At 61.6% G+C, this 13,474-nt stretch carries 10 protein-coding genes and 1 pseudogene; 2 read left to right on the plus strand and 9 right to left on the minus strand.

The window, feature by feature from the left end:
- Positions 1 to 199: 199 nt before the first annotated feature.
- Together ACW9JE_RS22595 and ACW9JE_RS22600 are read left to right on the plus strand one after the other, a co-directional pair.
- Positions 200 to 1,246, plus strand: a pseudogene (locus tag ACW9JE_RS22595) (methyl-accepting chemotaxis protein); the annotation flags it as partial.
- Between the two features lie 144 nt (positions 1,247 to 1,390).
- Complete coding sequence (locus ACW9JE_RS22600) at positions 1,391 to 2,104, plus strand: methyl-accepting chemotaxis protein (protein ID WP_457433996.1); 714 nt, start codon at positions 1,391 to 1,393, stop codon at positions 2,102 to 2,104.
- A 156-nt stretch (positions 2,105 to 2,260) separates the two neighbouring features.
- Here the strand turns inward: ACW9JE_RS22600 and ACW9JE_RS22605 are convergent, their stop codons facing one another.
- From ACW9JE_RS22605 to choX, 9 genes are all read right to left on the minus strand, one after another.
- Complete coding sequence (locus ACW9JE_RS22605; RefSeq protein WP_457433990.1) at positions 2,261 to 2,995, minus strand: amino acid ABC transporter ATP-binding protein; 735 nt, start codon at positions 2,993 to 2,995, stop codon at positions 2,261 to 2,263.
- Positions 2,988 to 3,947, minus strand: coding sequence for an amino acid ABC transporter permease (locus ACW9JE_RS22610; RefSeq protein ID WP_457433991.1), 960 nt, complete (start codon positions 3,945 to 3,947; stop codon positions 2,988 to 2,990). Before ACW9JE_RS22610 ends, ACW9JE_RS22605 begins: the two co-directional genes overlap by 8 nt.
- A gap of 129 nt (positions 3,948 to 4,076) precedes the next feature.
- Positions 4,077 to 4,874, minus strand: coding sequence for a transporter substrate-binding domain-containing protein (locus tag ACW9JE_RS22615; RefSeq protein ID WP_224540936.1), 798 nt, complete (start codon positions 4,872 to 4,874; stop codon positions 4,077 to 4,079).
- A gap of 251 nt (positions 4,875 to 5,125) precedes the next feature.
- The gene (gene mdoH / locus ACW9JE_RS22620) at positions 5,126 to 7,696 is read right to left on the minus strand and encodes a glucans biosynthesis glucosyltransferase MdoH (RefSeq protein ID WP_457433992.1); all 2,571 of its coding nucleotides are present in this window, start codon (positions 7,694 to 7,696) and stop codon (positions 5,126 to 5,128) included.
- Positions 7,689 to 9,527, minus strand: a complete 1,839-nt coding sequence (locus tag ACW9JE_RS22625) for a glucan biosynthesis protein G (protein WP_457433993.1) — start codon at positions 9,525 to 9,527, stop codon at positions 7,689 to 7,691. The genes mdoH and ACW9JE_RS22625 overlap by 8 nt, the downstream gene beginning before the upstream one ends.
- Before the next feature lie 322 nt (positions 9,528 to 9,849).
- On the minus strand, positions 9,850 to 10,287 hold the full coding sequence (gene dtd / locus ACW9JE_RS22630; protein WP_175375309.1) for a D-aminoacyl-tRNA deacylase: 438 nt from the start codon (positions 10,285 to 10,287) through the stop codon (positions 9,850 to 9,852).
- Positions 10,284 to 11,255 (minus strand): prolyl aminopeptidase, encoded by a 972-nt coding sequence (pip, locus tag ACW9JE_RS22635; RefSeq protein WP_224540931.1) that lies wholly within the window; start codon positions 11,253 to 11,255, stop codon positions 10,284 to 10,286. The genes dtd and pip overlap by 4 nt, the downstream gene beginning before the upstream one ends.
- Before the next feature lie 80 nt (positions 11,256 to 11,335).
- Positions 11,336 to 12,274 (minus strand): alpha/beta hydrolase, encoded by a 939-nt coding sequence (locus ACW9JE_RS22640; RefSeq protein ID WP_457433994.1) that lies wholly within the window; start codon positions 12,272 to 12,274, stop codon positions 11,336 to 11,338.
- A gap of 24 nt (positions 12,275 to 12,298) precedes the next feature.
- Positions 12,299 to 13,246: a choline ABC transporter substrate-binding protein gene (gene choX / locus ACW9JE_RS22645; protein ID WP_457433995.1), complete on the minus strand. Its 948-nt coding sequence runs from the start codon at positions 13,244 to 13,246 to the stop codon at positions 12,299 to 12,301.
- Between the last annotated feature and the right edge of the window lie 228 nt (positions 13,247 to 13,474).

Here is a 13,474-nt window from a genome sequence, read left to right on the forward strand (position 1 = left end):
CGTCAATCCAGAGCACGCGGTTTTCCTGAAACACCACAGCGCCCGGTTTTACGACTGCTGCGCAGCCGGACGCAGGCTTCGCCAGCTGCTACATAAAGCTCTCCGTTCGTCTAAATGTCCCTACAGAACGCAGGTGTCTGGCCGATATATCTCCGACAAAACCAATGTGGTCGGGGAGATTTGCAGCATGTACCAATGGATGGCCGATAAGCTGGGGAACGTAGGGGTCAATCGCAAGCTGGGCATTGGCTTCGGCCTTGTCTTGTTGCTGACGCTGTTGATCACCTTTACCGGCTGGACCGGTCTGAGCGAGGTCAGCAAGCGTGGCGACAAACTGGGGCTGATCTCCGACATCAACGGGATGACCAAGGACCTGCGCATTGCCCGTCTGGATTACGACATGCGTCGTGGCGAACAAGGGCCTGGCGCCGTCAACGACATGCTCGGCAAGCTCGACAGCAACTTGCAAACCGCTCGCAAGCTGATCGAACAACCCTCCGACATCGCGTTGATCGAGCAACAGATCGCCGCGGTCGTTCAGTACAAACAAGCCTTCGCCGCCCTGACCCAGGCCGGCGCGAACCGTGAAGACGCGCGTGGCAAACTCGGCGCCACCGCCGACAACGCTGTGGCCAAAGTCGCCGAAGTCGAAAAATCCATGCTGCAAGGCGACAGCGTCGTGCAGTTCAACAGCGTGATCGACCTGAGCAAGCTGATCCAGCAGGCGCGCTTCCAGGTTCGCGGCTACACCTACAGCGGCAAGACCGAAGCCGAGCAGCCTGCGCTGGACGCCATCGACAACGCGCTCAAATACCTTGAAAGTCTGCCGTCGAAACTGCCGGATGAGCACATCGCCAACCTGCAGCAGGCTACCGACTCGCTCAAGGCCTACCGCGCGGCGGTCAGCCAGTACCGCGACTCCCAGGTCGCGGGCGCCGACGCACTCAAGCACATGGCCGCCCAAGGCCAGATCCTGCTCGACGCCAGCACCCAACTGACCCTTTCGCAAACCAACAAACGCGACTCCGACGTGGCGCACGCCAAGAACAAGCTATTGCTGGCCACCGTCCTGGCGTTGGTATTCGGTGTCTTTGCCGCCTGGGCCATCACCCGGCAGATCGTGATCCCGTTGACCCAGACCCTCAAAGTAGCCGAGCGCATCGCCGCCGGCGACCTGACGCATAACCTGGTTTCCAAGCGCCAGGACGAACTGGGCCAGCTGCAACGCTCCATTCAGGGCATGACTCTGGGCCTGCGCGAGTTGATCGGCGGCATCAGCGATGGCGTCACGCAGATCGCCAGCGCCGCCGAGGAACTGTCGGCCGTCACCGCGCAGACCAGCGCAGGCGTCAACAGCCAGAAGGTCGAGACCGATCAGGTGGCCACGGCCATGAACGAGATGACCGCCACCGTGCAGGAAGTTGCGCGCAACGCCGAGGAAGCCTCCGAGGCCGCTGTCGCCGCCGACCAGCAGGCTCGTGAGGGTGACAAGGTGGTCGGCGAAGCCATCGCCCAGATCGAGCGCCTGGCCCTTGAGGTGGGACATTCCACCGAGGCCATGGGCGAACTCAAACGCGAGAGCGACAAGATCGGCAGCGTGCTCGACGTGATCAAGTCCGTGGCCCAGCAGACCAACCTGCTGGCACTCAACGCCGCCATCGAAGCCGCCCGTGCCGGTGAAGCCGGTCGCGGTTTTGCCGTGGTCGCCGACGAAGTCCGCAGCCTGGCTCAGCGCACTCACAAGTCCACCGAAGAGATCGAAGAGCTGATCGTCAGCCTGCAAAACGGCACCCAGCAAGTGGCGACCATCATGGACAACAGCCGCAGCCTGACCGACAGCAGCGTCGAACTGACCCGCCGCGCCGGCGGCTCGCTGGAAAGCATCACCCGCACCGTCTCGGCCATCCAGGCCATGAACCAGCAGATCGCCGCCGCAGCCGAGCAGCAGAGCGCCGTGGCCGAGGAGATCAACCGTAGCGTGTTGAATGTGCGGGATGTGTCGGATCAGACATCGGCGGCCAGTGAGGAAACCGCGTCGTCCAGCGTTGAGCTGGCGCGGTTGGGGACGCATTTGCAGATGCTGGTGGGTAAGTTCAGGGTTTGAAGTGATTCAACTGCCTCGGTTCGCTTGGGACCGAGGTGATGCAATCGCGGGCAAGCCCGCTCCCACAGTGTTTGGTGGTGAACACAAATCCTGTGCACAACCATGATCCCTGTGGGAGCGGGCTTGCCCGCGATGGCGTCCTGAAGATCGCCGCAGTTACAAAACCTGCCGCAAAAACGCCTGAGCCCGCGGATCCTTCGGTGCATCGAAGAACTCTGCCGGCGAAGCATCTTCCAGCAATTTGCCGTGATCGAAGAACAGCACCCGGTCGGCCACTTCCCGGGCGAAGCCCATTTCGTGGGTGACGCAGACCATGGTCATGCCTTCCACGGCCAGGTTTTTCATGACGTCCAGCACTTCGCCGACCATTTCCGGGTCGAGCGCCGAGGTGGGTTCGTCGAACAGCATGACCTTCGGCTCCATCGCCAGCGCACGGGCGATCGCCACGCGCTGTTGCTGGCCGCCGGACAGGCGCGATGGGAATTCATTGGCCTTCTGCGCGATGCCGACCTTTTCCAGCAGCGCCATGGCCTTGGCCTCGCGCTCCTTCTTGCCGCGCTTGCGCACGACTTTCTGCGCCAGACACAGGTTTTCCAGCACGGTCATGTGCGGGAACAGGTTGAAATGCTGGAACACCATGCCGACTTCACGGCGATAGGCGTTGATGTCGGTCTTCGGGTCGGCCAGTTGCAGGCCGTCGATGCTCACCGAGCCCGAATCGAATTCTTCCAGGCCGTTGAGGCAGCGCAGGAAGGTCGATTTGCCGGAGCCGGACGGGCCGATCACCACCAGCACTTCGCCCTTGGCCACCTGGGTGGAGACGTTATCCACCGCGCGCACCACTTGGCCGCGGGTGTCGAAGACTTTTACCAGATCGCGGACTTCAATCACTTTGCGCGAGCCTCCGCTCAAGCCGGCCGGCGATTTTCGACAGCGGCAGGTTGATCAACAAATACAATCCGGCCACACAGAACAGGATCTCGAACGGCGAAAACGAAGTGGTGATGACTTCACGCCCGCTTTTGAGCAGTTCGGTGATGGCGATGACCGACACAAGCGAAGTGTCTTTGACCAGGCTGATGAACTGACCGGCCAACGGCGGCAGCACGCGCTTGAACGCTTGCGGCAACACCACGTGACGCATCGACTGGCCGGCGCTCAACCCCAGGGAGCGCGCGGCTTCGTTCTGGCCACGGGCGATGGACTGCACGCCGGAACGGATGATTTCCGCGACATAGGCGCCAGTGAACAGCGCGAGCGCGGCGATCCCGGCGAGCTCCCGGGACAGGTTCATCACGGTGCCGATGAAGAAGTAGAAAATGAAGATCTGCACCAGCAGCGGCGTGCCGCGCACCAGTTCGACGTAGATGGTCGAGAGGTCACGCAGGGTCGGGTTGTTCGACAGCCGGCACAGGCCGGTGACCAGGCCGATCAGCAGACCCAGCACACCGGAAACCACGGACAGCCACAAGGTGGTCCACAGGCCCCACAACAGCGGTCCCGCAGCCCAGTGACGGGTGACGCCGACCACATCGCCCTCCGCCACATCATCGCCTTGGGCGACTTGCAGGCTGTTCTCGTCGACGGTCAGGTGCTGTTCGTCACCGGCGTCGTTGCGCAGGGTGACTTCAGCCTTGTCGCCCTTGCGCACCAGCGTGCTGACAGTGGAGATGTCGGCGGCGCGCTGGGACTCTTCGGCGTGGTAGGCGAAGTACTGCGGCACACGGTTCCAGCGCCACTCGTAGGACATCAGCGAGGTGGCGTAATACAGGCCGCCGGCCAGGCCGATCAGCACCAGCACGGTCAGCGCGTGCCAGGGCCATTGGGCTTTTTTCTGTTTCATTGCGGGTTCCGGGATTTGTGTTGCCTGGGAGGGCCTCTTCGCGGGCAAGCCTCGCTCCTACAGGAAAACGCACGACCTGTAGGAGCGAGGCTTGCCCGCGAACAAAGCGACTCGGTCTATCGGACCGAGTTACTCCATGTCCTTGAGCCACTCAGTGCTCTTGAACCACTTGTCATGGATGCGATCGTAGGTGCCGTCTTCGTGGATCTGGTGCAGGAAGTTGTTGATGAAGTTGATGCTGTCGTAGTCACCCTTCTTCAGGCCGAAGGCCAGCGGCTCGTAGGTGAACGGCTTGTCGAGGAATACCAGTTTGCCGTTGCCGACCTTAGTCAGGGCCACGACGTTGTAAGGCGCGTCGTAGATGAACGCGTCGGCCTTGCCGTTGACCACGTCGAGCACGGCTTCCTGTTCGTTGTCGTAGCCGTGGTACTTGGCCTTGGCGATCAGCTTCTTGGCGACCATTTCGCCGGTGGTGCCCAGCTTGGAGGTGATGCGGTAATCGGCGGTATTCAGGTCTTTGTAGGACTTGATGGTGCCTTCCAGCTCCTTGCGGATCAGCAGGGTCTGGCCGACCACGATGAAGGGCTCGCTGAAGTTCAGGCGCAGGTTGCGTTCCTGGGTCAGGGTCATGCCGCTGCCGATCATGTCGAACTTGTCGGTCAGCAGGGCCGGGATGATGCCGTCGTAACCGGTGGACACCAGCTCCAGTTTCACGCCCATGGCCTTGGTCATGGCCTTGAGGATGTCGACTTCGAAACCGATGATCTCGCCGCGTTTGTTGGTCATCTCGAACGGCATGTAGGTCGGGTCCATGCCGACTTTCAGGGTGCCGCGCTTGACCGCGTCATCGATGGCACCGGCCTGTGCCGCGCTGACGGCAACCAGTGCCGTGACGCCGACCAGCAGCTTCGACAGAAACTTCTTCATCTTCAACTCCCCAACCATTGCATTAGCGGCGCGAAAATCGACAGCTTTCCAATGAAAACCGATAGATACGGACGCTGAATGGTCCGGGTGCACCTTTTTCGGGTGCGGATGCTAACGCACTGGGTCGAATGCACAAGGGTTTGCGTCGGATAAAAGCAAAAGATCGCAGCCTTCGGCAGCTCTCACAGGACGCTGACGAAGGCGGCGATCTTTTCGAATCACCCCGTTCCAGAACGGAACGGGGGATCAAGTCACGCCAGCTGAGGCTGGGCAACCATCGGTTGAAGCGGCAACTGCGGTGCATGGGGGTCGGCCTTGACCGACTTGCGCCATGCGCCCAGCCACTCGGCGTGGCCTTCGCTCCAGACCTGCTCATGCAGGCGGGCCAGGGCCACCGGGTCACTTAGCAGCTGCACACGTTCGTTGTTGGTCAGACCTTCCGGTCCGACCTTCATCGCGTGCCGTACCCGCTCGACCCGCAGCCACTCGATCGGCTCGGCGTGACGGTGACGGGAGGTCGCCAGCGAGCACGCCAGGGCGTTCTGCTGCGGGTCGACCACCGAACGGATGAAGCCGTCGTTCAGCGCGTGATAACGGTTTTCGTGGGTGTACTGGTCGGTGGCCAGCAGCGCCTGTGGCGGATTGTATTCCTCAGGGATCAGGAACAGGCTCTCGTCACGGGACTTCAGGCCCAGGCCGACACGGCTGGAAATCACCGATACCGGGATCGACAGCATCAGCGAACCGACGATCGGCACCAGCCACCACAGGAAGCTCGGGTTCAACCAGATCACCAGCAGCGCCCACAGGAAGCCCAGCACGGTTTGCGGACCGTGGCGCTTGACCGCCTCGCTCCATGGCGTGGAGTCATCGTCACGCTGCGGCGAGTTCCAGGTCGCGGCCCAGCCCAGGAACGCGGCGAGCACGAAACGGGTGTGGAAAATCATCCGCACCGGCGCCAGCAGCATGGAGAACAGCATCTCCAGCAGCATCGACATGGTCACCTTGAACTTGCCACCGAACTCTTTCGCGCCCTTGGCCCAGATCAGGATGACGCTCAGCAGTTTCGGCAGGAACAGCAGCACAACCGTGGTCGAGAACAGCGCGATCGCCTTGTCCGGATGCCATTGCGGCCACAGCGGATACAGCTGACGCGGTTCGAGGAAGTACTGCGGCTCCATCAACGTGTTGACCGCCAGCAGCGCCGTCGACAGCACCAGGAAGAAGAACCACAGCGGCGCCGACAGGTAAGACATCACGCCGGTCAGGAACACCGCGCGGTGCACCGGGTGCATGCCTTTTACCAGGAACAGGCGGAAGTTCATCAGGTTGCCGTGGCACCAGCGACGGTCACGCTTGAGTTCGTCCAGCAGGTTCGGCGGCAGTTCTTCATAGCTGCCCGGCAGGTCGTAGGCAATCCACACGCCCCAGCCGGCACGGCGCATCAGCGCAGCTTCAACGAAGTCGTGGGAGAGGATCGCACCGGCGAACGCACCTTTACCCGGCAACGGCGCCAGGGCGCAGTGCTCGATGAACGGCTTCATGCGGATGATCGCGTTGTGGCCCCAGTAGTGGGATTCGCCCAACTGCCAGAAGTGCAGGCCGGCGGTGAACAGCGGACCGTACACACGGGTGGCGAACTGCTGCATGCGCGCATACAGGGTGTCCATGCCCGAGGCACGCGGCGCGGTCTGGATGATGCCGGCGTCCGGCGTGGCTTCCATCAGGCGCACCAGACTGGTCAGGCACTCGCCGCTCATGACCGAGTCGGCGTCGAGAACGACCATGTACTTGTAGTCACCACCCCAACGACGGCAGAAGTCGTCGAGGTTGCCGCTCTTGCGTTTCACACGACGGCGGCGACGTCGATAAAAGATCTTGCCGAAACCCTTGGCTTCGCGGCAGACGTCCAGCCAGGCCTGCTGTTCGGCGACGCAGATGTCGGCATCGTTACTGTCGCTGAGGACGAAGAAGTCGAAGCGATCCAGGTCACCGGTGGCGGCCACCGATTCGAACGTTGCGCGCAGACCGGCGAATACCCGGGGCACGTCTTCGTTGCAGATCGGCATCACCAGCGCGGTGCGTGCGTTCTTCGGAATCGGCTCGTTGCCGGCACTTTTACCGGAGATCCGGTATTTATCGTGACCGGTAAGCAATTCGAGGAAGCCCATCAGCGCGGTCCAGAAACCGGCCGATACCCAGCAGAACAGAATCCCGAACATGATCAGGATGCTGGTCTGCAACGCATACGGCAGCACTTGCGTGGCGGTTTGCAGGAACGGCTGGTGCAGGACTTCTTCCAGATCGACGAACGACCAGCCCTGGTACGGCATGATGCCTTTCATGTACCAGCCGGCGACGATGGTCTGGCCGAGCATCAGCACCAGCAGAATGTAACGACGGATCGAACCGACGGTGCGCCAGCGCGCAGCCGGCAGCACGTTCGCATCTTTTGGCGGCTTCGGCGGATTGGTGCGACCGGTCAGGCGACGCCAGCCGCGCACCAGCACGTTGGTTCGCCATGGCTCGGGCACGACCTTGGTGCGACGAATCGGCGGGGTCGCCTTCAGGCACACCCGACCGCTGGCGTCGAGCACCAGCATTTCGGCTTCGCGCAATTCTTCGGCAGTGCTCAGGGTCAGGCGCTCGCCCACCGAAGCCTGGGCGGCCTCGGTCGACGAGTCGAACGTCTTGGACGCCAGACGCTCGTGCAGTTCGCTGAAGGACTTGCAGCCCGCGAGCTCCGCGCGCTGCTGGTCGGTCATCGGCAGATGGGCCAGATACTCGGAGAGCGATTCTGGCTGGACTTGAGGATTACTCATCGGCAGGCAACTGGTAGCTCCAGGTCTCGGTCAGGACTTCTTCAGTCGGTGCCGATTCCGGTGTGGCTGGGGCCGCCGCCGCAGCTGCAGGCTGCTTGGCGTCGGCGTTGTTGTTCGCCTTGTCCTTGGCATCTGCGACCGGCTTGGCGTCAGTCTTTTTGGCTTCGGCAGCGGCGGCTTCGGCAGCGGCCTTGGCATCCTTCTCGGCTTTCTCTGCCTGCTTGGCGGCGACCTTGTCGGCTTTGGCCACGGAAGAGTTGGACGCTGGAATCGAGGTCTTGGCCAGGTCGGCCGGCACGATGTTCTGCACCAGTGCCGCACGCAGTTCGGTGGACTTGCCCGGATCCTTGACCTTCAGACGCAGGGTCAGGCGCCAGCCCTTGGTTTCAGGGTTGTAGCGCACGCTGTTCTCGACCAGCTCGGCGTTGTCACCGACGCTGACCTGGCTTCGCACGTCGGTATCGGCTGGCAATGCCGCCAGGGACGGGCCTTCGAAATCGACCAGGTAAGCAACGCTGCCATCAGGCTGACGGATCAGGTTGGACTGTTTGACATCACCGGTGGACTTCAGGGTCTGGCTGACCCAGGCGCTGTCCGGTGCGTGCAACGCGGCTTCGTCCATGGTCCAGTGCATGCGGTAGGCGAAGTCCAGCGGTTTGCCTGGCTCCGGCATGGTTTCCGGGCTCCAGAAAGCCACGATATTGTCGTTGGTTTCATCAGCGGTCGGAATCTCGACCAGATCGACGGTGCCCTTGCCCCAGTCTCCTTTCGGCTCGATCCAGGCGCTTGGACGCTTGTCGTAGCGGTCGTCGAGGTCTTCATAGTGGCTGAAGTCACGACCACGCTGCAGCAGGCCGAAACCACGCGGGTTCTCGACCGAGAAGTTGCTCACGGCCAGGTGTTTCGGGTTGTTCAGCGGACGCCAGATCCACTCGCCGTTGCCGGCGTGGATAGCCAGGCCGCTGGAATCGTGCAGTTCGCGACGGTAATTGAGGACTTTGGACGGCTGGTTGGCGCCGAACAGGAACATGCTGGTCAACGGTGCGATGCCCAGTTTGCCGACCTTGTCACGCAGGTACATCTGCGCCTTGACGTCGACAATGGTGTCGCTGCCAGGACGCAGGGTCAGGCGGTACGCACCGGTGGCACGCGGGGAATCGAGCAGGGCGAAGATCACCAGGTGCTTGTCGCCCGGACGTGGCTGTTCGATCCAGAACTCGCGAAAACGCGGGAATTCCTCGCCGGAAGGCAAGGCGGTATCCAGCGCCAGACCACGAGCGGACAGACCGTAGACGTGACCCTTGCCGACAACGCGGAAGTAGCTCGCGCCCAGCATGGTCATGATTTCGTCCTGTTTATCGGCCTTGTTGACCGGGTACAGAACACGGAAACCGGCGTAGCCCAGCTGTTCGGTGGCCTTCGGATCGAACTTGAGATCGCCGAAATCGAAGCGACTCGGGTCGTATTTGATCTCTTCAACGGTGTTCGCGGTGATTTCGTTGATTTTCACCGGCGTATCGAAGTGCATGCCCTGGTGATAGAAGGAGAGCTTGAACGGAGTCTTCTGGTCCGCCCACTCGGCTTTTTCCGTCAGAAAACGAATTTTCTGATAGTCGGCGAACTTCATCTCTCGGAATTCGGTCGGCAAGTTACTGCGCGGCGCTTCGAATTTCTGACCGGCCAGCTCTTTTGCCTTGGCCGATACATCATCCAGATTGAATGCCCAAAGCTGGCCGGCGCTGAGCAGGCAGAGCAGTGCCGAGCCTGCTACCAGAGCACTTCGCAACCGTTTGGCAGACAATTTTGGTGCGTTACAGGGACTAACAATCACGAGCAACCCTCGCCGAAAACAGATCAAAAAACCAACGGCCAGTTAAAGGGTCTGCGTGGTCGCCGATACGCAACCATCGGCACTGCAAACCACTCTTGCCAAGTTGGCGAGCATTGTTCCGACTCCGCTGGGGCGAAATGATTCCCCAAATCGGATCCGGACAAGTCTCTACCTAAGTCAAAATGGACCAACGAACGCTGATCCCCGTAGCGCGCGATTATCTAGTAGGCCGCGTTACAACGCATCAGGGGTAACAAAGTATTTATCGCGAAAAATGCCTGTTTTCAGCCGAAAAACCCGTAAAAAGATGTTTCACGGGCTTTTAAGTCTGTAACAGAAAGGTTACCGGGCCGTCGTTGACCAGGTGCACCTGCATATCCGCGCCGAATCTACCTGATGCCACAGTGCCATGCACCTGTTTCGCTTTGCTTAATAGATAGTCGAACAACTCCTCTCCCAGGGCCGGGGGAGCCGCGGTCGAGAAACTCGGGCGCAGCCCGCTCTTGGTGTCGGCGGCCAAGGTGAACTGCGAGACCAGCAGCAAACCGCCGCCCACATCCGCCAGGGACAGATTCATCTTGCCCTCGGCGTCGCTGAACACCCGATAGTTAAGCAGCTTATTGAGAAGTTTGTCGGCGCTGGCCCGCGTATCCTGTGGCTCGACGGCCACCAGCACCAACAAACCCTGGTCGACCGCGCCAACCACCTCCCCCGCTACCTCGACCCGCGCGCCACGCACGCGTTGCAGCAGACCCTTCATGCTTCCTCGGGGGCGAGGTCGAGCAGGCGCCGGGCCATTTTGTCGGCGGCGCGCACCAGGGCGTCGGTGATGCCAGGTTCCGCGGCGGCATGACCGGCGTCGCGGATGATTTGCAGCTCGCTGTTCGGCCAGGCCTGGTGCAGTTCCCAGGCGTTGTCCAGCGGGCAGATCACGTCATAGCGACCGTGGATGATCACACCCGGCAGGTGGGCGATCTTGTCCATGTCGCGAATCAGCTGGTTCGGTTCGAGGAAACCGTTGTTGGTGAAGTAGTGGCATTCGATGCGGGCGATGGACAGCGCGCGCTGAGGTTCGGAGAAACGATCGACCACCAGCGGGTTCGGACGCAGTGTCGCGGTGCGACCTTCCCAGGTGGACCAGGCCTTTGCCGCATGCATCTGGGCGATCTGATCGTTGCCGGTCAGGCGGCGGTGGAAGGCGTCGAGCAGGTTGTGGCGCTCGTCCAGCGGGATCGGCGCGATGTAGTCCTGCCAGTAGTCAGGGAACAGCCGGCTCGCGCCCGCCTGATAGAACCATTCGATTTCCTGCGGACGGCACAGGAAAATCCCGCGCACGATCAGACCGTGCACACGCTCGGGGTGGGTTTGCGCGTAGGCCAGCGCCAGGGTCGAACCCCAGGAGCCGCCGAACAGCACCCACTTGTCGATGCCCAGGTGCTGGCGGATTTTCTCGAGGTCCGCGACCAGATCCCAGGTGGTGTTGTTTTCAACGCTGGCATGCGGGGTGGAGCGACCACAACCGCGCTGGTCGAAGGTGACGATGCGGTACAGGTTCGGATCGAAGTAGCAGCGGCTCGCCGCATCGCAGCCGGCGCCGGGACCGCCGTGAATGAACACCACCGGCAAACCTTGCGGTGAACCGCTTTCGTCGACATACAGCGTGTGGGTTTCGTCGACGGCCAGATCGTGCCGGGCGTAGGGTTTGATCTGCGGGTACAAAGTCTGCATTGCGCGCTCCGTAAGGGGTCGGGTCATCCCTGGGGGGACATCTATTATTCTGCCGTCCGGCATCATAAACCCGATTTACGTCAATGAGCATGTGCTTGCTGGGTCAGAGTTTTTTCCGCCACAAAGTTAAACAGCACTTCGTATAGCGCATCCACCTCCTCAACCTGCCCTCGCCCCCGCAGACAGCCATGCACCAACCCCTTGCCGTAATAGAGCATTGCGGCCACGCCGGCCTTGTTCAGGCGTTCGGCGTATTGCACGCCGTCATCGCGCAGCGGGTCGAACTGCGCCACGGCGATCAATGCCGGCGGCAGTCCTCGCAGATTTCCTGCGAGGAGCGGTTTGGCGTAAACGCCGGGGTTTGCGGTGTCTCCCAGATACATCGCCTCATAACAGTCCAGATCGCTGCAGGTGAGCAACGGTGCATCGGCGCATTCGCGGCGCGACGGCAACTGCGGACCGCCGCCGAGCCCCGGGTAAATCAGCACCTGCGCACAGGGCATGGGTTCGCCGGCATCGCGCAGCGCCAGGCACAACGCGGCGGCGAGATTGCCACCGGCGCTGTCGCCGGCCACCAGCGTGCGCTTGGGGTCGAGCCGGAACGGGCCGGTGCGCAGGGCTCGCCACACGGCCAGGCAATCATCGAACGCGGCGGGGAATGGATGCTCCGGCGCGAGTCGATAGTCGACGGCGATCACCAGCACGCCCAGTTTCGAGGCCATCTCGGCGCAGATGAAATCGTGGGAGTCCAGATCCCCCACCACCCAACCGCCGCCGTGCAGATAAACGATGCACGGCGAGCCGTCGCTCAAGGATGCCGGCGGTTGATAGGAACGCAGGCGCACGCCGGCCAACTCGAAATCGACCACATACAGATCCGCCGGGCGCGGTGGGGTGAAGGCCCGGCACATGGCGCTGTAAGCCTGACGCAAACCGGCGAGGCTGGTTTCGGTGCTGTTGAAGCTGACGGTCTTGTCGATGAAGGCCGTCATTTGTTCGGAGAGCGGGTAAGGAGCCATTAGTCAGGTGCCCGAATTCTGAAATCAGTTTTTCAAACTGGCCTGAACCGTCGTGATGCCGTCCTTGCCATCGAAACTGCTGACACCCGCCAGCCAGCGCTGCAGATCCTCGGGGTGATCACGCAGCCATTTCCTGGCCACGTCCTGGGCGGTCTGGCGCTCCATGATCGGCACCATCAGCTGACTTTCCTGGGCGGCGGTGAAGGTCAGGTTTTCCAGCAGGCGGTAGACGTTGGGGCAACGCTCGGCGTAATCGGGCGAGGTCACAGTGGACACAGTCGCCGCGCCTTCGTTCGGCCCGTAGACGTCTTCGCTGCCGGTCAGATAGGCAATGTTCATGTTGATGTTCATCGGGTGCGGGGTCCAGCCGACGAAAACCACGAATTCCTTGCGATTCACCGCCCGCTGTACGGCGGCGAGCATGCCCGCTTCGCCGGACTCGATCAGTTTGAAATCCTTGAGGCCGAAGTGATTGGTCTCGATCATGGTTTTGATCGTGGTGTTGGCGCCGCTGCCGGGCTCGATGCCATAGATCTTGCCGCCGAGTTGGTCCTTGAATCTGGCGATATCGGCGAAGGTTTTCAGCCCCGCCGCCGCCACATAATCGGGGACCGCCAACGTTGCCTGTGCATCGACCATGCTCGGCTTGTCCATGACCTTGACCTGATTGGCGGCCAGGAACGGCGCGATGTTCTTGTCCATCGCCGGCTTCCAGTAGCCAAGGAAGATGTCCAGGCGCTTGTCGCGAATGCCGGCGAAGATGATCTGCTGCACGGCGCTGGTCTGCTTGCTTTCATAACCCAGGCTATTGAGCAGCACATCGGCCATGCCGCTGGTGGCGATCACATCGGTCCAGTTGACTACTCCCATGCGCACCGCCTTGCAGGAAGGGTCGTCACTTGCCAGCACACTGGTGCTCAGAAGCGCAGTACCGCAGAGGATTGAGAGACCACGGGCGAACAATCTTTTCATCGTGCTTGTCATGGGGAGCGTCTCGGCGGCAGCGGATTATTGTCGGGCCGGTGTCTTCTTGCACCGTGTTCGGAACATTACGCAGCAGACGAGCGGTAAAAGCGAACTGTGGCGACCTTGATTTGCACGGTGGCGACTAAGAGATCGCAGCCTTCAGCGTGATACGCAGGACATGTAGCAGCTGGCGAAGCCTGCGTCCGGCTGCGCAGCAGTCGCAAAACCTGAATG

The sequence above is a fragment of the Pseudomonas sp. SDO55104_S430 genome (assembly GCF_054070595.1).